This is a genomic window from Nocardia arizonensis, assembly GCF_001310275.1.
In the GTDB taxonomy this organism is placed as follows: domain Bacteria; phylum Actinomycetota; class Actinomycetes; order Mycobacteriales; family Mycobacteriaceae; genus Nocardia; species Nocardia arizonensis.
In genome coordinates this window covers 97,205-119,568 of record NZ_LGYZ01000068.1, presented here as the reverse complement: position 1 = coordinate 119,568, position 22,364 = coordinate 97,205, and the positions used below count along the sequence as shown (strand labels likewise).

The 22,364-nt window shown below is 69.2% G+C and carries 20 protein-coding genes; 12 read left to right on the top strand and 8 right to left on the bottom strand.

Annotated features, from left to right (window positions below):
• Positions 1 to 140: 140 nt before the first annotated feature.
• Positions 141 to 1,172, top strand: a complete 1,032-nt coding sequence (locus APZ21_RS14135; protein ID WP_054813754.1) for an aldo/keto reductase — start codon at positions 141 to 143, stop codon at positions 1,170 to 1,172.
• 146 nt (positions 1,173 to 1,318) lie between these two features.
• Here APZ21_RS14135 and APZ21_RS14130 read toward each other — a convergent pair whose 3' ends face one another.
• Positions 1,319 to 2,089, bottom strand: a complete 771-nt coding sequence (locus tag APZ21_RS14130) for a 2-phosphosulfolactate phosphatase (protein WP_054813775.1) — start codon at positions 2,087 to 2,089, stop codon at positions 1,319 to 1,321.
• 93 nt (positions 2,090 to 2,182) lie between these two features.
• On the opposite strand from APZ21_RS14130, the gene APZ21_RS34025 reads away from it, so the two are divergent.
• From APZ21_RS34025 to APZ21_RS14105, 6 genes are all read left to right on the top strand, one after another.
• A complete protein-coding gene (locus tag APZ21_RS34025) occupies positions 2,183 to 2,338 on the top strand; it encodes a S1 domain-containing protein (RefSeq protein WP_156371065.1) in 156 nt (51 codons plus the stop codon).
• Positions 2,335 to 2,589, top strand: a complete 255-nt coding sequence (locus APZ21_RS14125; RefSeq protein ID WP_063125177.1) for a hypothetical protein — start codon at positions 2,335 to 2,337, stop codon at positions 2,587 to 2,589. The genes APZ21_RS34025 and APZ21_RS14125 overlap by 4 nt, the downstream gene beginning before the upstream one ends.
• Positions 2,590 to 3,225: 636 nt before the next feature.
• Positions 3,226 to 4,278: an NAD(P)/FAD-dependent oxidoreductase gene (locus tag APZ21_RS14120; RefSeq protein ID WP_162240337.1), complete on the top strand. Its 1,053-nt coding sequence runs from the start codon at positions 3,226 to 3,228 to the stop codon at positions 4,276 to 4,278.
• Positions 4,220 to 7,699 carry a LodA/GoxA family CTQ-dependent oxidase gene (locus APZ21_RS14115; RefSeq protein WP_054813751.1) on the top strand — a complete coding sequence of 1,160 codons (3,480 nt, stop codon included), beginning with the start codon at positions 4,220 to 4,222 and terminating at the stop codon, positions 7,697 to 7,699. The genes APZ21_RS14120 and APZ21_RS14115 overlap by 59 nt, the downstream gene beginning before the upstream one ends.
• Before the next feature lie 221 nt (positions 7,700 to 7,920).
• The gene (locus APZ21_RS14110; protein WP_174553629.1) at positions 7,921 to 9,285 is read left to right on the top strand and encodes a M20/M25/M40 family metallo-hydrolase; all 1,365 of its coding nucleotides are present in this window, start codon (positions 7,921 to 7,923) and stop codon (positions 9,283 to 9,285) included.
• A 43-nt stretch (positions 9,286 to 9,328) separates the two neighbouring features.
• Positions 9,329 to 9,868: a YbhB/YbcL family Raf kinase inhibitor-like protein gene (locus APZ21_RS14105; protein WP_054813749.1), complete on the top strand. Its 540-nt coding sequence runs from the start codon at positions 9,329 to 9,331 to the stop codon at positions 9,866 to 9,868.
• A gap of 60 nt (positions 9,869 to 9,928) precedes the next feature.
• Here the strand turns inward: APZ21_RS14105 and APZ21_RS14100 are convergent, their stop codons facing one another.
• From APZ21_RS14100 to APZ21_RS14090, 3 genes are all read right to left on the bottom strand, one after another.
• Positions 9,929 to 11,767, bottom strand: coding sequence for an AMP-dependent synthetase/ligase (locus APZ21_RS14100; protein WP_054813748.1), 1,839 nt, complete (start codon positions 11,765 to 11,767; stop codon positions 9,929 to 9,931).
• A 198-nt stretch (positions 11,768 to 11,965) separates the two neighbouring features.
• Entirely contained in the window at positions 11,966 to 12,742 is a 777-nt protein-coding gene (locus APZ21_RS14095) for a GTP cyclohydrolase II (RefSeq protein ID WP_239476620.1), read from the bottom strand.
• 114 nt (positions 12,743 to 12,856) lie between these two features.
• Positions 12,857 to 14,323, bottom strand: a complete 1,467-nt coding sequence (locus APZ21_RS14090) for a carbohydrate kinase family protein (RefSeq protein WP_054813746.1) — start codon at positions 14,321 to 14,323, stop codon at positions 12,857 to 12,859.
• Positions 14,324 to 14,737: 414 nt separating this feature from the next.
• Between APZ21_RS14090 and APZ21_RS14085 the strand changes: the two genes are divergently transcribed.
• Both APZ21_RS14085 and APZ21_RS14080 read left to right on the top strand, forming a co-directional pair.
• On the top strand, positions 14,738 to 15,064 hold the full coding sequence (locus tag APZ21_RS14085; protein WP_054813745.1) for a hypothetical protein: 327 nt from the start codon (positions 14,738 to 14,740) through the stop codon (positions 15,062 to 15,064).
• A gap of 388 nt (positions 15,065 to 15,452) precedes the next feature.
• Positions 15,453 to 15,806: a hypothetical protein gene (locus APZ21_RS14080; protein WP_174553630.1), complete on the top strand. Its 354-nt coding sequence runs from the start codon at positions 15,453 to 15,455 to the stop codon at positions 15,804 to 15,806.
• 6 nt (positions 15,807 to 15,812) lie between these two features.
• On the opposite strand, the gene APZ21_RS14075 is transcribed toward APZ21_RS14080, so the two are convergent.
• The 3 genes from APZ21_RS14075 to APZ21_RS14065 are packed head-to-tail and all read right to left on the bottom strand — an operon-like array spanning position 15,813 to position 18,178.
• Positions 15,813 to 16,889 carry a quinone-dependent dihydroorotate dehydrogenase gene (locus APZ21_RS14075; RefSeq protein WP_054813744.1) on the bottom strand — a complete coding sequence of 359 codons (1,077 nt, stop codon included), beginning with the start codon at positions 16,887 to 16,889 and terminating at the stop codon, positions 15,813 to 15,815.
• Between the two features lie 8 nt (positions 16,890 to 16,897).
• On the bottom strand, positions 16,898 to 17,146 hold the full coding sequence (locus tag APZ21_RS14070) for a DUF5703 family protein (protein WP_054813743.1): 249 nt from the start codon (positions 17,144 to 17,146) through the stop codon (positions 16,898 to 16,900).
• A complete protein-coding gene (locus tag APZ21_RS14065; protein WP_054813742.1) occupies positions 17,147 to 18,178 on the bottom strand; it encodes a YncE family protein in 1,032 nt (343 codons plus the stop codon).
• A 148-nt stretch (positions 18,179 to 18,326) separates the two neighbouring features.
• Between APZ21_RS14065 and APZ21_RS14060 the strand changes: the two genes are divergently transcribed.
• Genes APZ21_RS14060 through APZ21_RS14050 form a run of 3 tightly spaced genes read left to right on the top strand, consistent with a single transcriptional unit; the run spans position 18,327 to position 21,365 of the window.
• Positions 18,327 to 18,683: a hypothetical protein gene (locus APZ21_RS14060; RefSeq protein ID WP_054813774.1), complete on the top strand. Its 357-nt coding sequence runs from the start codon at positions 18,327 to 18,329 to the stop codon at positions 18,681 to 18,683.
• 6 nt (positions 18,684 to 18,689) lie between these two features.
• On the top strand, positions 18,690 to 19,217 hold the full coding sequence (locus tag APZ21_RS14055; RefSeq protein WP_054813741.1) for a WKL family lipoprotein: 528 nt from the start codon (positions 18,690 to 18,692) through the stop codon (positions 19,215 to 19,217).
• A gap of 9 nt (positions 19,218 to 19,226) precedes the next feature.
• Positions 19,227 to 21,365 carry an MMPL family transporter gene (locus APZ21_RS14050; RefSeq protein WP_338048718.1) on the top strand — a complete coding sequence of 713 codons (2,139 nt, stop codon included), beginning with the start codon at positions 19,227 to 19,229 and terminating at the stop codon, positions 21,363 to 21,365.
• Between the two features lie 115 nt (positions 21,366 to 21,480).
• On the opposite strand, the gene APZ21_RS14045 is transcribed toward APZ21_RS14050, so the two are convergent.
• Positions 21,481 to 22,332: a heme ABC transporter ATP-binding protein gene (locus APZ21_RS14045; protein WP_054813772.1), complete on the bottom strand. Its 852-nt coding sequence runs from the start codon at positions 22,330 to 22,332 to the stop codon at positions 21,481 to 21,483.
• Positions 22,333 to 22,364: the final 32 nt, after the last annotated feature.

Genomic DNA, 22,364 nt, shown 5'->3' with positions numbered 1-22,364 from the left:
CGGCGGCAGTGATCCGCGCGGTGGCGTGGCGCTGTCCGCGCGGCCCGACCGGTCGCCATACCGGCGGGGAAGTGGTCAACTCTCTCGGAAACCGATAACCGTCGACCTGTCGACAACAGCGGAGAGCGAGCACCACCCAGATGGCCTACGGCGTATTCGACCAGACCTACACCGCCGCGGAGCGCCGCTACGAGAAGGTCGACTATCGCCGTGCGGGCAAATCCGGACTCGATCTGGCGTCGTTCTCCTTCGGCCTCTGGCAGAAGTTCGGCACCGACTACCCGTTCGCCACACAGCGCGAGATCATCCTGCACGCCTTCGATCTCGGCATCACCCACTTCGACAACGCCGACCGCTACGGGCCGCCGCACCGGGCGGCGCAGAAGAATTTCGGCGCGGTGCTGACCAGGGATCTACGCCCTTACCGCGACGAACTCATCCTGTCGACCAAGGCGGGCAATCCCATCGGTCCGAGCCCGTATCTGCGCGGCGGATCGCGCAAGTCCATCCTCACCTCGCTCGACCACAGTCTGCGCGATCTCGGCACCGACTACGTCGACATCTTCTACCACCACAGCCCGGACCCGACCGTGCCGCTGGAGGAGACGGCCGGCGCGCTGGTGAGCGCCGTTCAGCAGGGCAAGGCGCTCTACGTCGGCGTCTCCGACTACCTGCCCGACCGCACCCGCGAGATCGCGCGCGTATTGCGGCAGGAGGGCGTGCCGCTGCTGGTCCATCAGGCGCGCTATTCGATCTACGACCGCCGCACCGAGACCGACGGTCTGCTCGCCGCCGCGGGCGCGGACGGTTTCGGCCTGATCGTGTATTCGCCGCTGGCCCAGGGTCTGCTGACCGACAAGTACCTCGAGACCATCCCCGACGGCGCGCGGGCGCGCGACAGCGCGTTCCTCGCGCCGGAGGTGATCGACGAGACCTACCGGCGGCGCACGGCGGAACTGAACAAGATCGCCGCGGCCAGGGGCCAGTCGCTGGCCCAGCTCGCCCTGCAATGGGTGCTGCGCCGTCCCGAGGTGACCTCCGCGCTGATCGGCGCGAGTTCCACCGCGCAACTCGACCACAATATCGCCGCGGCCGAGTTCCCCGACCTCACCGAGGCCGAGCTGGCCCTCATCGACGAATACGGTGTCCACGGAACGGGTCTGAATCTCTGACCGCTCGGATCCGTGGCGGCGGGAGCCGATCGCCCCTGCGGCCGGACCTCCGGGTCGGCGGCGGACAGCGCGCGGTGTGTGATGCCGAGATCCCGGTATGGGCGCACCGGTTCGCCGCTGCCCGGCGAGTTCGGTCCGAGGGGCGGTCAGCCCGGTGACTCGGCGCGGTTCACGAATGCCCCGGTGGCGTCGAGCACCGGCACCGAACGGCTCCGGTCGATCTCGGCGGCGACGAGAACGTCGCAGAGATAACCGATCTCGATCAGCTCCCGTCCTGACGCGCAGTGCCGCAACGCTGATTCCACCGAACCGGACACCGACTGCCACGCCGTCACGGCCATCTCGGCTTCGGGCGACAGCGACGCACCGGAGTGCGACCGCCGCAGTTCGGCGAGCACCGCGCCCGCGCCCCACAGGTCCTCGACGGCGGGACGCAACGTGCCGTCCGGCCAGTGCTCGCCGGCGGCGACCACCGAAATCGTCGTTCCGGCAGGGTATTCGGCCGTGATCCAGTCCGCGACCGCCCGCGCGTTGCGCAGCGACGCGCCGACGCAGGTACTGTGGTCGGCCAGCGCGTACGCGATCGTCGACCCGTTGGGCGAGGGCAGGACGAGCCGCCGCAGATCCGTGGCCGCACGGACGGTGGCGGGGGAGAGGCTGACCTGTCCGGGGCCCGCCGCGCGCCGCCCGACGGCGAGGACGGCCTCGCGTTCGCGCGCGAACCGCCCCGCGGACTCGTCGCGCCACCGGTAGGGCAGCACTTCGACGCCGAGATCCGCCGCGACCGAGAGCGTGGTGGTGAAGGACAGCACATCGACCACCACGGCGACGTCGGCGTCCGCGGCGATCGCTTCGGCCCCGATCCGGCCCCAGTCGAAGCGCAGGGTGTGGTCGAGTTGACGGTGCGCGGAGTTCATCGGCTCACCTTCGCATATCACGGCGTTCGCGCATATCGCCATGACCGCCCGTCCGGTTTCGATCATGCTGAGCGAGTTCGCGGCGGGCGGGAGTTGCCCGTCTTCGTCGACCACACCTGTATCGACACGCCCGGCTACCGGGTGCTCGTCGAAGGTCAGCGTGTGCTGTTCCGGGGGCGGTCGCGCGCCGAGGTGGTCAAACCGGCCACCGCCGAGGCTGTTTCCGTCGAACGGGAACTCGCGCGGTGACTCTCGCGTCACGCCGGCGGGTCTGCCGGGGACGGCTCGCCCGCAGCGTGCCGGCCCGACTGGCGACCGTCGAAGTGGTCCTCGAGGAGGGTCCGCACGGTCTCGGCGACCGCGCGGCGATGCCGGACCGGCGCGGTGTGATTGCCCGGCGAGGTGAGGGGTTCGACGCCGGGCAATCGGGCGCGGTGCGAGAGGACGCCGCTCGTCACGGCCCCGAAGGCGGCAAGGGCGACTGCCTGCTGTTGTCCTAGCGCACGGAGCCGATCAATCCGCCTGAGCGGCATCGGATTTCGTCTTGCGGCGCTTGAGGACGGCCGCGCGGACGAGTACCGCGACGACTCCGGCGACGGCGCCGACGATCGCACCTGTGAGCATGAATGTTCCCCTTTCGGGCGTAAACGGATTCGGCGGGCGCGGGATCCGGCCGCCGTGGGTGTTCGTGCGGTATATCGCGCGTCGTCATGGAAAGCGCAACGCCGCGTCCGCCCGGCGGGATGCCGACCATGGAAAGAGGTTGCGCGGCGCCGGGTCGTCGAACCCGGCCGCGTGCCGCCTTCGCCGAAGGACCGCGCACGAGGTGGCCGATCGCCGTACCGTCGAGGGGCGCGCGCGGAAGCGGGCGCGCCGCTGTGACAGTCACTCGGCCGACCGAGACGTCAGGGTCCTTGACAGCGCCATCGCGGTCTCCGGGCGGCGTGAGGTGCGCTTGGCTGCTCGATCGCGTCGCATCTCGCGGGTGACGGCGCGAGCAAGTGCGGGACGGCCCGCGCGATATCCGCCGATCGGCATCCGATTCCGGTCGCGCGTCGTACGGTCGTGCCGGGGTCGGTGGGGTGAGCGGGCGTCATCTTTGCCCGGCCGATGGGCGCACAAGGGGGGAGGACGTGGTGGCGAGAGCCGAAGTGGTGGTCGTCGGGGCCGGCGTGGCGGGTGCGGCGGCGGCGACGAGTGCCGCGCGCCAGGGTCGCGATGTCGTCGTGATCGGCGGAACCCGCCGCCGCCGTGTCGAATTCGGTGAGACACTGCCCGCCGAGGCGACCCGCACCCTGGTCGACCTCGGTGTCCGCGGCGCCGTCGCCGCGCACGCCAGCGCCTGTACGACGAACCGATCGGTGTGGGGCGGCGAGACATTGCGGTCGCGGGAGCAGTTCACCGATCCGCACGGTCACGGCTGGTACATCGAACGTCACCGCCTCGAGTCCGATCTGCTCGAGGCCGCCGGGTCCGCGGGTGCACGTTCGGTCGAGGCCACGGTCCGGTCGGTGGACCGCGACGGTGCGCACTGGACACTGACGCTCGACGACGGCGCCCGGCTGTCGGCGGATCTGCTCATCGACGCCAGTGGACGTCGCGCCCTGATCGCACGCCGTATGGGCGCCCGGCGGATCGCGCGCGACCGCCTGGCGGTCGCGGCGTGGCGGCACGCCGAATGCGCGGATCGGGCGACCCTCGTCGAAGCGGTCCCGGACGGTTGGTGGTTCTCCGCGCCGTCGGCCGACGGACTCGTGACCCTCTTCTTCGGCGATGCCGACCTGCTCGACTGGAACACCGTCCGCGACCGGTACACCGACCTGCTCACCGCCGCACCGCACACCCGCGCCCGGATCGTCGACGACGCCGTCGCCGCGCCGGTCCTGGCGACCGCGACCACCTCGCTGCTGCGGCCCATGACCGGGCCGGGCTGGATCGCCGTCGGCGATGCGGCGGCCACCTACGATCCTTTGTCCTCCTCGGGCCTGCTGCGCGCCATGACCACCGGCACCGCCGCCGTCACCGCACTGTTCGAGGACGACACGGCACGCTACGAACTCCGAGAAAGGCGACGTTTCGATGACCACATCCAGCAGCGGCGAGCCCACTACCGAGCCGAAGGACGGTGGCGTGAGCACCGATTCTGGACCCGCCGCGCCGGAGCGGACGCGCGCGGACTCGACGCCTGAACCGATCGCCGACCCGCCGACCATCGCCTACGCCGCGATCTATCCCGGTATCGGCTTCGCCCGCGTCGGCAACAGCCCGGACCAGTACTTCCTCGGCCCGGAGGTACCGGGCCGCCCGGTCGACGCCGAAGGTCGGTTCAAGGATCGGCAGGGCCGGATCAAACGGCAGGCGGCCAGATTCCGGCTCTACGGCTTCGCCGCCGACGGCACGGCGCTGCGCGAGATCACCGCCGCCGACGCCGACATCGTCTGGACCGTCCACCTCGCCAACAAGAAGGCCGCGTGGGCCGAATTCCGCGGCGCCGCGGCCGAAGCCGCCGCCGCGGCGGGCGGCACGCCACTGCCGCCGCGCAATGCCTCTGTCGCCGAACGTGATTCGCTGATCATCGACCCCGGACCGCGCACGGTCACCGGCCCGGGTGCGCGCGGCATCCGCTTCGACGGCGGTGAATTCCGCGGCGTCGGTGTCGAACTCGGCGAGCTGCGCACCGACGAGGCGGGGCGGCTGCTCGTACTGGGCGGCGCTGGTCGCTCGGAGTCGGTGGACGGGCGGCCGGTGCGCGACTACGCCAACAACGACAACTGGTTCGACGACACCTCCGACGGCCCGGTCACCGCCACGGTCACCCTGTCCGGCGGGCGGCCGATACCGGTCACCGGCGCGTGGGTGGTGGTCGGTCCGCCTGACTACGCACCGGCGGTCGGCAGTATCGTGACCCTGTACGACGTGCAGATCGCGGTGGCGCGCACGGCCGGGTGGCTGCCCGAGCCCGGCGAGATCTCCTTCACCCGCGACATCTTCCCCATCCTGGCCCGCGCCGCGGGAATGCGCTGGGTCAACGATCTGGCCCGGCGCGGCCACGGTCCGGGCACCACGGGCGACCTGCTCGCACCCGCGGTGCTCGGTAAGCTCGCCGACAACGGCGAGGCCGCCCGGTCCGCCCGCGCGCGTGTCCTGGCCCGCATGCGCGATCCCGAACTCACCGGGCCCGACGCGGTGCGTCAGGCCAACCTCGACTTCATGCCGCAACTGTCGGGGGACGAGGGATTCACCACGGCGGGCGTGCCGTCGACCTGGTTCGCGGTCCTGCCGCACCAGTACCGCGCGCTGCGGCGTTGGGCCGACGGCGATTTCGTCGCCGACTGGGCCGGTGTGCCTTCGGTGCCCCAAGCGGTGGTCCAACTCCCGGTGGCCGACCAACCCGCTGCCCTCGACCGCGCGGCCGGTGAGGCGTGCGTGGGCGGCCCGTTCTTCCCCGGCATCGAAATGACCTACACGAGCCGGGATCCGAGCCTCTACGTCGAACCGCACCGCCTGCGCGCCGATCTGGAACCCGGCGATGTCACCAAACGGATGGCGATACCGTGGCAGGCCGACTTCTACGAGTGCCGCACCCGCTGGTGGCCCGCGCAGCGGCCGGACGAGGTGATCACCGAGGCCGAATACGACAGTGTGTTGCGGGCCGTGGCGCAGGAGATCGACGCGCCGGTCACCCCGCCGCGCCTGCGCCTCGACACCGAGTCCTGGGACCGCGGCCTCGGCGACGACCCCGGCGCGGGTCCGGCCGCCGGTGACAACGACATGGTGACGGCTTGGAGCGAACTGGGCATCCTGCGCCCGCGTCCGATGCCCGACGGCAGTGTCGCACTGGTCGAGGGAGAGCGGCGGCCGTACTTCGGCATGAAGGACCGCGAATATTTCCACATCATGCTCAATATCGAGGCGTATCCGGATTTCCTGCCCACCGCACGGGAACTGGCCGAGGGATTCCTGGCAGACGCCCGACAATTCCAGCGTTCGCCCGAATGTCCCGACGACCTGCGCCCCTTCACCTATTCCACACGGGTGCTGCGTTCGCGGCTCGAGCAGATCTACACCGATGCCGCCCAGGCGGCCGCCGCGTTCTCCCTCGCCGATTCCGCGTTCACCCGGGAGTCGATGATCGAACGACTCGTGCAGATGGCGCCGTTCAATCAGGTCGACGGCGCGTGGCTGCGCAATATCGGCCGTGTCGGTCCGATCGACGAGGTGCACAGTCTGCTGTTCCACGTGTGGATGGACGAGCTCGGCAATGGCGACCCCAAACTCAACCATTCGAATATCTACACCGACCTGCTGCACAGCGTCGGCGTCTATCTCGAGCCGGTCGGCAGCCGCGCCTATGTCGAGAACGAACGCATCGTGGACTCGGCCTTCACCTCACCGCTGTTCCAATTGGTGATCGCCGAATTCTCCGAGGACTACCTGCCCGAGATCATCGGTATGACCCTGTACCTGGAATGGGCCGTGGTCGGGGTGAAACCGCAGGTGGCGATTCTGGAATCGCTCGGCATCGATCCCATGTTCTACAGCCTGCACATCGGGATCGACAATTCGGTGACCGGCCACGGGGCGATGGCCAAGCGGACCGTGGAGCTGTATCTCGACGAGATCCGCGCCGCCAGCGGCGACCGCGCGGTCCAAGACATCTGGACTCGTATCTGGGACGGTTACGTCGCCTTCGCCACCACCGGAGGACTCGGCGAGGATTTCCGGCGCAGAATGCGCGAGCGGCCCGATCCGGCTACACGGGTGTATCGCATGATCCAGCGCAAGGCGCATTTCGGCGAACAGAATCACGGCGTCAAACGACTCGGCGATACCACGATCAACAACTGGTTCGCCGACCCGGCGGGATTCATGCGCGAACTCGTCCGCGCCGGCTACATCGTCCCCGGAAACACCGACGAGAGTCCGTTCTTCGAACTGCTGCGCCCCACCGGACCGATGTTCCGCGTCTTCACCGACGAGGAGATTCGCATCTGGGAGGACTGGACCCGGTCACTTGCCGATCCGCACACGCCGTCGGAACCGGAAACCGCTGTCACCGCGCTGATGGTGCGAATGGTCGACACCATGCGCTCGCGGCAACGCGGCGCGGCGGGACATCGCGGGATCAGGCTGACCGGGGCCACACCCGAAGGCACGATCACCGCATCCGTCGCCGACTGGTTCGACCGGCCGACACCGCAACTGCTCGCCGCCCTCGCCGATCCACGCAACGGCTGGATCACACCGGGTGAGCCGGCTGCCAGCCGATTCGTCACCGAACTCGCCAGCGGCGACCACCCGATGGCACGCGCGCTCGGCGACGTGGCCCCCGGCACCGCCCACCGCACCTGGCGCGGCATCGTGGTCGACTGGATCGCCGCGGGCTGTCCGCTGCCCGCCCCTGCACCCAAAAGGGTTACCGCGGTCGTGCCGGAACCCGAAGCGCGGCCCGCGATCCGGGCGGGCGCGCCCGCGAGCGCCATCACCGCGAGCCTGCGCGAGGACAGCCGGACACGTCCCCGGATACCCGTGCTCGGACTGTTCCGTAACGAGACATGGACCGACGAATTCGACGGTGTGCCGGTGTACGGCAACGGTGCGCTGCACTGAAAGGATTTCGGCGACAACGGCATCGATGACGTCGACGCCGTTGTCGCCGTCGCGGATCGCCGCCCGCCCCGGTGTGGCGGACACGGCGTGTGCTCGAATGTTGCGATCACGATGATGTTTGGTCCCGACGTCGGGAAAACCGCCGTCGGGAGCGGATCGAGTCCGCCGCGCGAACCGACGGTGAGTGCGGGCGATCCAGCGGCAATGGTAGGAAAGGGGACGTGTCCGTTACAGGCGAAGGATCCGGGACGATCGGCAGCAGGTCTCGTGCGGTAAACGAGGTCGTGGATCTGGTCAGCAAGCTGATCAGATTCGACACCTCCAATACCGGCGATCCGGCGACGACCAAGGGTGAGCGCGAATGCGCGCAATGGGTGGCCGAGCGCCTCCACGAGGTCGGCTACACCACCGAATACGTCGAATCCGGCGCGCCGGGGCGGGGCAATGTGTTCGCCCGGCTGAAGGGGGCGGACCCGAACCGGGGCGCGTTGCTGATGCACGGGCACCTCGACGTGGTGCCCGCCGAGGCCGCCGACTGGAGCGTGCACCCGTTCTCCGGCGCCGTCCGCGACGGCTACGTATGGGGCCGCGGCGCCATCGATATGAAGGATATGGTCGGCATGATGCTGGCCGTCGCGCGTCAGTTCAAGGTCGAGGGCACCGTGCCACCGCGCGATATCGTCTTCGCTTTCCTCGCCGACGAGGAGGCGGGCGGCACCTGGGGTTCGCAGTGGCTGGCCGACAACAGGCCCGAACTGTTCGACGGCATCACCGAGGCGGTCGGGGAGGTCGGCGGCTTCTCGCTGACCGTGCCGCGCCCGGACGGCACCGAACGCAGGCTGTATCTGGTGGAAACCGCGGAGAAGGGGCTCGGCTGGATGCGGCTGCGCGCCAAGGCCCGCGCCGGTCACGGATCGTTCCTGCACGAGGACAACGCCGTCACCATCCTCGCAGACGCCGTGGCGCGCCTCGGCAAGCACACCTTCCCGCTGGTGCTGTCGGATTCGGTGGCCGAATTCCTCGCCGCGGTCTCGGAGGAGACCGGACTGCGCTTCGATCCGCACAGTCCCGATATCGAAGGACAGCTCGCCAAACTCGGCACCATCGCACGCATCATCGGCGCGACCCTGCGCGACACCGCGAATCCGACCATGTTGCGGGCGGGCTACAAGGCCAATGTCATACCGCAGACCGCGGAGGCGGTGGTGGACTGCCGGGTGGTGCCGGGCAGGCGCGCGGCCTTCGAACGCGAGGTCGACGAACTGATCGGCCCCGACGTGGAGCGGGAATGGATCACCGCACTGGACTCCTACGAGACCACCTTCGACGGTGATCTGGTCGAGGCGATGAACGCCGCGATACTCGCCAACGACCCGCGCGGCCGCACCGTGCCCTATATGCTGTCCGGCGGCACGGACGCAAAGGCGTTCGCCCGCTTGGGGATTCGCTGCTTCGGTTTCGCACCGCTGCGACTGCCGCCGGACCTGGACTTCACTGCGCTGTTCCACGGTGTGGACGAGCGGGTGCCGGTGGACGCCCTCGAGTTCGGCACCCGGGTTCTGGAACACTTCCTGCTGCACAGCTGATCCGTTCATCCCCCGTCCGTTACCCGACTTCCGGAAGGAAACGATGACCAACAACCCCTACGACGCGCTCCCGGAGGTTCCGGGGTTCACCGTCACCTCCGACGACCTCACCGACGGCGCGACACTGAAGAACGAACAGGTCAGTGGCGTGTTCGGCGCGGGAGGCAAGGATGTCTCCCCGCAACTGTCGTGGCACGGATTCCCCGCGGAGACCAAGAGTTTCGCCGTCACCGTCTACGATCCCGACGCCCCGACCGCCTCGGGTTTCTGGCACTGGGCGGTCGCCGACATACCGGCCTCGGTGACCTCGCTGCCTGCGGGCGCGGGCACCGCGGGTGAGGGTTCCGAGGGCGGTGCGCTGCCCACCGGTGCGATCGAGTTGAAGAACGACGCGGGCTACGCGGGCTACGTCGGCGCGGCGCCGCCCCCCGGCCACGGACCGCACCGCTACTTCATCGTCGTGCACGCGGTGGATGTGGAGAGCCTCGGCATCGACACGTCCGCGACGCCCGCCGTTCTCGGCTTCAACCTCTTCTCCCACACCCTGGCCCGCGCGGTCATCGTCGGCACCTACGAACAGTAGGCATCCGAACGCGGTGGTCCCGAGTCCGCCGGGCTCGGGACCACCGCCGTTCTCCCGGTCTCAGACGTTGACGACGGTGTCGGGCACCGGATCGGCGTAGAGGGACACGATCTGTTCGGAGTACTTGGCCGCGATCGGATTGCGCTTGAGCTTCATCGTCGGGGTCAACTCGTCGCCGCCGGGCTCCCACGGCGCGCCAACCACGGTGAACCGCTTGATCTGCTCGACTCGCGAGAGCTTCTTGTTGCCGGCCACGACCGCGGCCAGCACCTCGTCGAGGATCTCCTTGCGCGTGGAGAGCGCGGCCAGATCGTCCGCGGGGGCGTCGAGTTCCTTGGCGCGGAGGGCCGCGGTGTCGGGATCGAGCACGATGAGCGCCGAGATGTAGGGCCTGGCCTCGCCGATGGCGACCACCTGACCGATCAGCGAGGACGCGGCCTTGACCGCGTTCTCGATATTGGTCGGTGACACGTTCTTGCCCGACTCGTTGATGATCAGTTCCTTCTTGCGGTCCACGATGCGCACGTAGCCGTCGGCGTCGATGGTCGCGACGTCGCCGGTGGCGAGCCAGCCGTCGGAATCGAGCGCCTCCTTGGTCTTGTCGGGCTGCTTGCGGTAGCCGGGCGTGACGATCGGACCGCGCACGAGCAGTTCACCGTCCTCACCGAGCCGCAGTTCCAGTCCCTCGACCGCGCGGCCCACCGAACCCGGTCGCGGCTTGTCGAGTTCGGTATAGGTCGCCACGCCGGTGGTCTCCGACATGCCCCACACCTCGCTGACCGTGAAGCCGAGGCCGAGGAAGTACTCCAGCGTCTCGGCGGGAATCGCCGCCGCGCCGGAGGCCGCCACCCGCAGATCCTGAAGGCCGAGTGCCGCACGCAGTTTCGACAGCACCATGGCATCGGCGAGCTTGTGCTGCACACCGAGCAGCGGATTGCCGCCCTTGCCCGCGAGATCGGCGCGCGCCTTGGCGATTCCGGTCTCGATCGCCCAGTTGGCCAGCGCCTTCTTCACCGGACTGGTCTCGGTGGCGAGTTTGCCGTCGATACCCGCCTTGATCTTCTGCCACACCCGCGGCACGCCGAAGAAGATGGTGGGACGCGCATCCGGCAGCGCCGCGGCGATTTCGCGCGGATCGGGGACGCAGGTGATGAGGATGCCGGTCAACAGGCTGATGGCGTGGCCGGAGATCCGGTCGGCGACGTGCGCGGCGGGCAGGTACGAGATCGCGCGATCGTCGAAGCCGACGGCGAGCGGACCCTTCACCAGCGCGATGATCTGGGCCACGACGTTGCGTTGGGTGATCTCCACGCCCTTGGACGGGCCGGTGGTGCCCGAGGTGTAGATCAGGGTCGCCAGATCGTCGGCGGTGACGGCCTTCCAGGCGGCCTCGAAGTCGAAGTCGAAATCGGCCGCGGGCGTGGCTTCGAGGTCGGCCAGGCCGATGGTGCCCTCGGCCTGGCCGTCCACCAGGATGATGTGATCGACGGGAACGTCGGCGCCCTTGATCGCGTCGAGGAAGGCGGTCTCGGTGACGACAACCTTGTTGCCCGCGTTGGTGAACAAGTGGGTGATCTGTTCGGGGGAACTGGTGTTGTAGATCGAGAAGGGGACAGCGCCGAGGTGCAGGATCGCGGTGTCGACCAGGTTGAATTCGGGGCGGTTGGTGAGCATGAGGCCGACCGTGTCGCCGTGGCCGACACCGAGTGCCGCGAAGCCCGCGGCCAGCGCCTCGACCCGTTCGGCGTACTGCTTCCAGGTGATCTCCAGCGTGCCGCCGACGGTGCGCAGCGCGACCTGGTCCGGTCGCAGCCGAACGGTTTCCTGGAATGCCTCCGGCACGGTGTACACCGTCTTGCCGGATTCGTGGGCGAAACCTATCTCTGTTGTGCTCATCATCCCTGTTCCCGATATCTGTGTCGTGCGCTCACTCGATGGCCCGCGATCACGATAAAATGTGGCGCAACTTGTGTCATCGTCCCACGGTTCGCATGCCATCGAGTGGCGCGGCTCACTCATCCTAGCCAGATGCCGCTTGGCGGATGTCCGATACTTGCCAATTGTCGGTTTCGGTGCACAGGGGACAACCCGAAACGATCAGCAGTCCTCCCCGCCGCGTTGTCCACTCCGGGCGTTCCGAGGCCGTCGCGATCGTGATTTCCCGCGCGCGGACCCGTCGACGGACTCCTCCGACCACGAGGCGTCGATCGGCAGTATCGGCATGGGCAGGGTGGTCTCGGGCGAGGGCAGCTCACTCGCCCAAGGAGTCACCGAAGACGTTGGCAGCCAATGTCTTCCGTCTTCGCGTTTGGTGCGCAGATAGGCGCGGGCGCGGGCGCTGCGCGGGCGGGTCAGCAACGGTTCCACCACGACTCGGATACCCTCGGACTCCACTGCGCGCGCTTTGGCCGGATTGTTGGTCAGCAAGCGCACCCGGCGCAGTCCGAGTGCGGTGAGTCCGGCGGCGGCGTTGGCGTAGGAACGCGAATCGCGGGGGAAACCGAGGCGGTCGTAGCTGGTGAAGGTGTCCACATCGTGGCGTTCGCTCTCGCGCAGGCCGAGCGCCTTGGCGATGAGACCCGCGCCGCGCCCCTCCTGCTCGAGGTAGATCAGCACACCGGAGTCCTCCTGCTGGATGCGGTCCATGGCGAGGTCGAGCTCGGGACCGCAATCGCAGTCGTCGGATTGCAGTGCGTCGCCGTATAGGCAGCGCGAATGAATCCTGACCAGGCAGTCGTCGGCGATCCCACCGAAGATCAGCATATGGCCGCCGTCACGGCCATCGGGTAATTCCCCCACTCGCACCCGCAGCTCCCGGCCTTTTCGGGTCAGCCGGTGTTCGGTCTCGGCGAGATTCGACGAGGGTGTGGTCAATGCTCCTCCGCGCGAGGTGAGTGGGACGGACATCCGAACGATCCGACGAGACGATAGCGCCACCGCGCCTCGTCGTCGTGTCGACCCGGACCGGAGCGCCGACGGCGCGTCGCCTCAGTTCGCCGTTCTGTCGAACTTCACGATCCGATCGATCTCGGCGGCCTCGGGCATGGCCTCGGCGATATCGCCGAACGACTGTGTCGCGGTCATCGCCGCGGTGGCCCAATAGAAGTCCGCGAATTCGGCGGGATCACCGCGGGTCACCAGCCGCCGGGTCAGCGCGGCCATGAAAGCCGCACGCGCGCCGATGGATTCGTGCAATTGCGCGGCGTCCAGTCGCGGGATGTCGATGACGGTCTCGTCGGCGGCGCGTACCTGGCATTCGAGACCCTCGACGCGGCACACGGTGTCGATGCCGAGTGCCAGCAGTTGTCTGGCGAGATCGGGTTCGGCGTCGGAATCCGGTCGCGTGGTGAGCAATCCGCGCAATTCCGCGCGGCTGCCGATGACGTAGTCGATGCGGCGGAAGTACTCGTACAGGTACTGCGGCGTGTCGAGCGGCGGGGTCGGGTGTACCAGCAGCCAGGGCCGGTCGGCGACGTCGCGCAGGAGACGCAGTGCGCGGCGGATCACGTCGAGTGGCTGTTCGAAGGTCACGAGCACCGCGTCGGCCTCCAGGATCGCACTACGGGCGGCCGGGGTGTCGAGATCCTCGGGGCGCAGGTGCACCGCCTGATCCATATCGCCGATGGTCGCGTTCGCGCCGCTGCCGGTGACGATGACCGCCGCGACCGGCGTGGGTTCGTTCGGCACGATCTTGACCAGTTCGGTGTCCACGCCCGCCGCGCGCAGCTGGTGCAGGATCTGCCTGCCTGCGTCGTCGTCGCCGACCGCGGCGATGAGCCGGACCCGGAATCCGAGCCGGGCGGCCGCGACCGCCCTGTTCAGGCCCTTACCGCCGATATGGCGGGTGAACCGGCCGCGCGCCGGTCTACCGTCGGCGGTGGGAATCAGGTCGGTGGTGTAGTGGTGGTCGATGACGGCCGCGCCGAGCACGGTGACCACGCCGATCGCCGCGCGCGGTTCGGGCGGCGCGGGTTCCGGGTCGGCGGCGAGCAGTTCGGCCAGCGCGGTGAAGGCCCGCCGCTCCGGGCCCGCGCGCAGCGTCCGCGCCGTCGGAGCATTGGGAATCGTTGTGCCGCCGAGGAATTCGTGCAGCGTGTGCCAGTGCGCGGCGAGGTACTCGCGGCGTGCGCCGAGTTCGGGAGCGTAGAGGTGGTCGATATCGATGCCCGCGGGCGGATCGTCGCGCAGCAGGCCGAGCGACAGTGCGGCATCGGCGATGAGCCGGTCGGTGGGATCGAGTCGGCGCGCGGTCTCGCGGACCACCGAGACCACCGCCTGCCGTGGTTCGAGGCCGTCGCGATCGGCGCGATCCCGGACGATCCGCAGATCGAGCAGCGGTGCGATATCCACCTGGGTGTTGCGCAACCGGTCGGCCCCCGCCGCCAGTCCACGGTGTTTGCCCAGTCCGGTCAGGGTATTGCGCACGGCGGCCATGACCGAATCATGCGGCGCCATAGGCCGATCCACCCCTCCGCACGGCCGATATCGATATCTCCTCGCCCACGATAGGCGGTGGCGGCGGCGTTTAGCCACCCGTTTCCGGGTTAATCCCATCGATGTCATGCCAAATGACGAAGGTGAGGCGTCAATTGGCAGACCGGTAGTAGCGAAGTCACGCCGAACCAGGGACACTGGTAGCAGGCCGTGGGGTCGCCCACCAGGGACTCGGGAGGGTCTGGTGATGAGAGTAGTGCTCGTGCAGTGCGGTATCCGCCGACGCGGGGCAGTTCTCGCCGAGATCGTCAGCACCCAGTGTTATCGGCCGCCGAGCGATGCACGCACGGCGCCGGGCAGATGCGGAAATCCGCTGGAGCAGCGAGAGCTGTAGTACCGGAGGTCGCCATGACCGTATACACCACCTTTTGGACGATGACCAGTGATCTCACCCCCGAATACGCCTACCGGGGAACCGATTCGGGAGTGCGGAACTGGCGGCTGAGCTGGCTCGGCGACCGTCCGCTGACCGTGGAACAGGCGCGGGCGGGCCTGGAACTGGACGAACTGATCAGCAATCCCGCGCTCATCGACGAACCGGTCGCCCACGCGGCCATCGCCGAGCGATCCGAGGTGCTCGGCCTCGACTGGCGCGATGCGGTGCGCATGCTCGCCAGAGGCATGCTCGCCCGTTGCGACGGCGGCCCGGAAGATCCGGCACCGTCCGCAGATATGGTCGGCCCCGGCCTGTCCGCCCGCTGAGCCGCCCGGTCGCGCGTGGGCTGCCGGGCCACTTGACAGATTCGTGAAACCGATTCCGACGTGCGGATTCGAGGTTGCGCGAACGGTAGCCGGCGGAAACCGGGTGGCGAGGGAGGGCCGGGCGCGACAGACTTGGTGACGGGCGCCACGCCCACCGGTCAGGGAGGGCCGGTTCCACGATGATCCCATGCGATCGCAGCGCCCCGGCGCGTGCACATCGACGTGCGAATTCGCGGTCGATTCGCAGTTTCGTCCCGATGATTCGGCGGCGTGGCGTCATCCGCCGACGCGACGCACCGGATCGGCGGCCGATCGACCAGGCATTCATCCGAGCACACTTGCTCCCGGCGAAAGCACCCCTGTGGCTATATACACCACCGAAACGACCATGACCAGCGACATCAGCCCGGAAACCGCCCGCAGGGACAGCGGCGCGTGGCGGCTGAGTTGGCTGCCCGACCGCGCGCTGACCCGCGCCCAGGCGCGCGCGGGCATGGATGTCGACGAACTGCTGAGCGATCCGCGGCGGGTCGACGATCCGGCCGTGCACCAAGCCGTGGACGAGGTCGCCGCGCAGATCGGCCTGGCCGGCGAACAGATCGTCCTGCTGCTGGCCACCCGGATACTCGGCCGCACCGCCGCGGAACTCGAATCGGCGGCGCGGCGGCGACAGTCCGCGGTCACCGGCCACGGCCGCGGCGGTCACCGGCGCGTCATCCACCCGCCCCGGGTACTCGGATAGGACGGTTCAGGCGCGGGTGGCGTGTTCGGCGCCGATCGCCTCGGCGATCGAACCGAATCCCTGGTCGCGCAGTCGCTGGGCGAGACCGCGGTGGATGTGACGGGTCCAGAACAGGCCGCCGTAGATGAAGCCGGTGTAGCCCTGGAGAAGGGTGGCCCCCGCCAGGATGCGTTCGAACGCCTGGGCGGGGGTCTCGATCCCGCCGACCGAGATCAACACCACGCGGTCGCCGACGCGGCGGTACAGGCGGCGCAGCACCTCGAGAGAGCGACGCGCGACCGGCGGGCCCGACAGGCCGCCCGGGCCGATCGCGGCGACCTCGGCCGCGTCGGTGCGCAGACCGCTGCGCCCGATCGTGGTGTTGGTCGCGACGATGCCCGCGAGTCCGAGTTCGACGGCGAGATCGGCCACCGCGTCGATGTCCTCATCGGACAGGTCGGGGGCGATCTTCACCAGCACCGGCACCGACACCTCGTCGAGGACGGCCTCGAGCACCGGCCGCAGCGATTCGACCGCTTGCAGGTCGCGCAGACCGGGAGTGTTGGGGGAGCTGACGTTCACCACGACGAAATCGGCCAGCGGCCCGAGCAGTGCCGCGCTGGTCGCGTAGTCGGCGGGAGCGTCGGCGGGTTCGACCACTTTGGTCTTGCCGATATTGGCGCCGATGGGCACCGTGCTGCGACGCACGTGCAACTGTTCGGCGGCGCGGGCCGCGCCGCGGTTGTTGAAGCCCATGCGATTGATGAGGGCGCGGTCGGCGGGAAGCCGGAACAGCCGCGGCGCGGGATTGCCGGGCTGCGGCCGCGCGGTGACGGTGCCGACCTCGGCGAAACCCCACCCCAGCGGACCCCATACATCGACACCGTCGGCGTTCTTGTCGAATCCGGCGGCCAAACCGAGCGGCGTCGGGAACTCGACGCCGAACGCGGTGTTGCGCAGAATCGGATCGTCGACGACGAGCAGCCTCGTCAGCAACGCGCGTGTCGGCGCGAAACGCGCGACCGCGCGCATCGCGGCGAAGGCGAGGTGATGGATCCGCTCCGGCGGAACCAGGAACATCAGGCGCAGCACCAAGGCGTACATCGGCGGCGTCACATCCCCGGTTCGGGTTGGGGTGCGTGGGCGGACTTCCGTCTGCGTAACAGCACGCGGCGACTGCCGTCGGTGTAGGCGCGCACGCGCGACAGTTCCCAGCCGCCGAATTCGGCCTGGATGGCCAGCCGCATCGACGCGGTCACCCGACTGACGTCCTTCGGTAGTCGCAGCGGCACGTACTCGTAGTCCTCGCTGGTGGTGTCCCAGCTCGCCGGTAGTGCCCCGCGGGAGGTGTTCGGCGCCATCTACTGCCCTCTCTTCCGCTCGTCCGCGGGAATCCGCTGGATACCGTCCCCGGTCGCGGATCCGACGAACAGATCACCGGTACGGTCGTCGACGGTCACCGAATCGGGTTGGCGCACGGTGGCGAAGCGACCCACTTCCTTCGGTATACCGGTCGACAGATCGAATCCGAGGACCTCGTTGCTCTGCGTGCACGTCACCCATACGGTCTCGGACCGTCGATCATAGGCGAGCGCGTAAGGCGAAGATCCTACCGGGAATCGTTGACGCAACACGAGCGGTTCGGTCGTGTACACCAGCAACTCGTCGCCGTCGGTGTCGGTGACGATGACCCGCCCGAAGTGATCGGCGATCATCCGGGCCGCGCCGTCGCCCGCGCGCAGGGCGAGTCCGAGGCGGTCCCGGGCGGGGTCGATCTCGGTGATCGAGGTCTGGCGGCGGTCGAGGACGGTGAGCCGCCCGGGGGTCGTGGCGAGCGCGTCGGCCGAGACGAGCCCCGACACGGTGCCCAGCACCGCACCGGTCGCCGACAGCGTGCGGACCCGGCCGTCGGCGGTGCCGACGACGAGCGCGCCGTCGCGGCCGTTGGTCGCGGATACGGCGTCGCCGTCCACGGGCAGCGCGGTGACCGTACCGGAGGGGATCGCGATACGCAGCAGGCGGCCGCGGGCAGGGACGAGGACCTCACCGGGTCCGCCCTGGACGACTGTGGCGCCGGGCGCGGGCAGGACGACGGTGGTCGCGGCGAGACCGGCATCGGGGCGCGCGGATGCGGTGTCGATGACCGACAGGGCGGTGCCGTCGGCGCTCAGTGCGACCAGTTTCCCGCTGTCCGATTCGACCAGCAGTTCGCCGACCGCGGCGAACGGGGCCACCGTCCCGGAGGGACGCGCGGTCGGGGCGGGCGCGACCGCGGCGGTGACGGGTTCGCGGGTGGCGACATCGGGCGCGCCGTCATCGGCCGAACATCCGGCGAGCAATGCCAGCGCCGCCGCGCTCGCGAGCACGTGGGCGACCGAGCCGCGAGGGCGCATGCGGCGAACTCCTTCTACCGACGACCTGTGTCCCCATCATCTGACCATGTCGGGACGCCACCGCGGCGGACCGGGGTGCGGCGGCACGGCATGTCGGTGATACGGACTACCTTAGAATTGGATGAATGACCAACTCAGGGAGATCCGGATGAAAGCCGACCATCCATCGGGATTTGCCGTCGACGACATTACCGTTGGTCCGTTCGCTCACGGGTTCGGCACGACGGCGGACGGCAAACCGTATGCCTTCCGAACGGTCCGGTCGACCCTGGTCGTCGAAATCTACCGCGCCGACCTGGATGTCGAGGTACCCGGACCGGACGACGTGGTCGCGGTCGCCCGGGCGCGGGTCACCGACGTCGATCTCGATGACGAGCGCAGTGTGGTGGCCCTGGTTCGGGATATGATCCCGGACGCCGTGCCGGTCGAGGCCGCCGCGGACCGGGACGTCACGGCCGTGCGCGCCCTGCTGGGGCGGATCACCTCCGTCATCGATGGTATGTAGGAAGTGATGCAACCCATACGACTGGTCCGTATCGGCGCCATCGCCGTCGGCCTGCTGCTCGCCGTGTCGGCCTGCGGTCGGGATACGGACGAGGCCGCCGTCGACGCCGCGCGCTCGCGCGCGAACGCGTCGCTGTCCTCGTCGGTCGCCGCCTCGTCGAGCGCCGCGCACCGGCCGCTGCCGACCGCCGCCGAACTCGACGCCCAGATCAAGCGGGCGCTGGACCCGGGGCTGCCCGACAGCGAACGTACCGACCTCATCGAGGACGGTGACGCCTTCAAGACCGCCATTCCCGACATGTATCGGGCGTTGCAGGACAATCCGCACGCGATCTACGGCGTCACCGATCCGGTCTTCGACAACCGTGACGGCACCCTGACCGCGACCATGCGGCTGGACAAGGACGGCACCGGCACCGCGGTGCGCACGACGGTCGTGCACTTCGTGCTGCTCGACGGCAAGTGGAAGATCTCGCGCACCGATCTGTGCGGCATCCTGCGCTCGGCCGACTACCGTACCCCGGCCTGCGGATAGGCCGCGGCCGTGGTGAATCTTCGGGTGCCGCCCCGAACCCCCCGGCACCCGTCGCGCGGCCATTCCGCCTCGCTGCGCTGGGGACGGTTCGTCTACCGGCACCGCTACCTGGTGCTGTGTGTGTCGGCGCTGGCGGTGCTGCTGTCGGGCTGGTACGGGCGCGACCTGACCGGGCGATTGACCCAGGAGGGCTGGTTCGACGAGAGCAGTGAATCGGTCGCGGCCTCCGAACTCGCCGACGCAACCTTCGGCCGCGACACCGACAGCGATCTGATCCTGCTCTACACCGTCCCCGAGGGCCACACCGTGGACGATCCGCAGGTGCGCTCCGCCGTGACCGGCGCGCTCACCGATCTGCGCGCGCGGTTCCCCGACCGCATCCTCAAGATCGACAGCTATTGGGACAGTCCCTTTGCCGCCGATGCCACCGACGGCACCCGCACCCACGCCTTCGCCAGCGTGGGACTGCGCGGCGAAGGCACCGCCACCGTGGAGAACTACGCCGCCATCAAGGACGATCTCGGACTGGGCCCGCCGGGCTCGGGGCCGGGCGGCACCACGGTACAGGCCGCCGGACTGCAACCGATCCTCGCGGGTCTGAACACCGGTATGCAGGAGGACATCCACCGCGCCGAACTGATCGCGCTGCCGCTGGTCGCGCTGCTGCTGTATTTCGTCTTCGGCGGCGTGGTCGGCGCGCTGCTGCCGGTGCTCATCGGCGGCATGACGATCATGGGCACCGCGGGCATCATGCGCGGGCTCACCGGGTTCATCGATGTGAACGTATTCGCGAGCACGGTGATGACGCTGGTCAGCCTCGGCCTGGCCATCGACTACGGATTGTTCACTGTGACCAGGTTCCGGGAGGAGATCGCCGCCGGGCGCGACATCGAGGACGCCACCGCGCGCACGGTGGCGACCGCGGGCCGCACCGTGATGTTCTCCGCGGCCATCATCGCGCTCAGTCTGGGCGCGCTGTTCATCTTCCCCAACGGGGTGCTGCGTTCGGTGCCCTACGGCGGTATCAGTTCGGTGCTGCTGGCCGCGGTGCTGTCGGTGACCGCACTGCCCGCGGCTCTGAGTATCGCCGGACGCAATATCGACTTCCTCGGCTGGAAGCGGTTCTCCCGCACCAAGACCGAGGAACAGATCGACGCCGGATTCTTCTCCCGGTTGGCCCGCTGGTCGATGGCGCGGCCATGGGCGGTGGCGGTTACGATCGTGCTCGCGCTGCTGGCACTGGCGATCCCGTTCCGGCACATCGAATTCGGCGGCATCAGCGAGAAATACCTGGCGGCGGAGAATCCGGCGCGCATCGCCCAGGAGCGATTCGACGAACTGTTCCCCAGCTTCCGCACCGAACCGCTGAAACTCGTGGTGGTGGGCGCGGATCCGCGACAGCTGAGCGATATCCGCTACGAGGCCAATCAGATTCCCGGACTCACCGGCCGATTCGAACCCGGCGCGCCGACCAAGGACGGCGTGAACGTGCTCGCCGCCGGACTCGCCGACAAACGCGACGCCGACCGGGTCATCGCCGCGCTGCGCTCGATTACCGAACCGCCGGGCGTGCGGATCATGGTGGCGGGCGTGCCCGCCCTCGAGCGCGACAGCATCAACGGGTTGCTCGCGGGTCTGCCGCTGCTCGTGGTCCTGCTCGCTGTGGCCGCGGCGCTGCTGATGTACCTCGCGTTCGGGTCCATCGTGCTGGCGCTCAAGGCGGTGGTGATGAGCGCGCTCAGCCTTGTCGCCACCTTGGGCGTGCTGACCTGGATCTTCGTCGAGGGACACGGTGCGGGCCTGTTCCACTTCACACCCGGACCGCTCATGTTCGCCGTCTTGGCGCTCATCGTCACCGTGGTGTTCGGTCTGTCCACCGACTACGAGGTGTTCCTGCTGTCGCGGGTCGCCGAGGCGCGTGCCGCGGGCGCCGACCCGCCCGAGGCGATTCGCTACGGCGTCGCGCACACCGGCGGGGTGATCACCTCCGCCGCGGCGATCCTCATCGTGGTGACCGGCGCGTTCGGCTTCTCGGACCTGGTGCTTATGAAGTACATCGCCTACGGCATGATCGCCGCCCTGGTCCTGGACGCCACCGTCATCCGCATGCTCCTGACTCCGGCGGTGCTCAAATTGATCTGGCGCTGACCCGAGACCGAGGATGTGGCCGCTTCGATCGCGAAGCCGCCCCGTTGTCGACGTTCCCGCCCGAATTCGGATCGGCGCCGCGTCGCCGTGCGGGTGGTCGCCCTCCGACACCCGATCACCGACGTACCGGCAGAACCAGTTGCGCACCGGTGACCGGATGATCGAACACCTCGACCGGATGTCGGTAGACCCGACTGAGCAGGTCGGTGGTCAGCACCTCGCGCGGTGGGCCGTCCGCGGCGATCCGTCCGGCATCGAGCACGGCGACCCGGTCCGCGTAGGCGGCCGCGATACCGAGGTCGTGCAGCACCACGACGACGGCGGCCCCGGCCGCGGCGCGTTCGATGGCGAGTGCGAGCACCGCCTCCTGGTGGCCGAGATCGAGCGCGGCGGTGGGTTCGTCCAATAGCAGGGTCGTGGTGTCCTGGGCGAGCACCCGCGCGAGCGCCACGCGGGCGCGTTCGCCGCCGGACAGGGTCGGGAACGGGCGTGCGGCCAGATGTCCCACATCGGCGGCGGTGAGCGCGGCGTCGACGATCTCGTCGTCGCGATCGGCGAGATCGGTGCGCGCCCAGGGCGCGCGGCCCATTTCGACCACCTCGCGGGCGGTGAAGGGGAATCCGACGGTGTGACTCTGCGGCAGCACGGCCCGGCGGCGCGCCATATCCAGCGGTGTCCACCGATCCAGTGGAATCCCGTCGAGTTCGACGATGCCCTCGCGGGGCGGCAGCTCACCGGCGAGCGCGGCCAGCAGGGTCGACTTGCCCGCGCCGTTGGGCCCGACCAGGGCGACGACCTGACCCGCGACGACATCGAAGTCGACCGCGTCGAGCACCCGGCGCCCGGTGGCAGCGGATGCGCCGCGGCGTCGGATGCCGAGTCCGCGTGCGCGCAGCGTCACCGCACCGGGTGCGACGACATCGGGCAGCGCGTGCGCGTGACCGAGCGATGCGCCGAGTCCGCGCACGAACCCGATCACCGCGACCTCCTGCCGCCGTG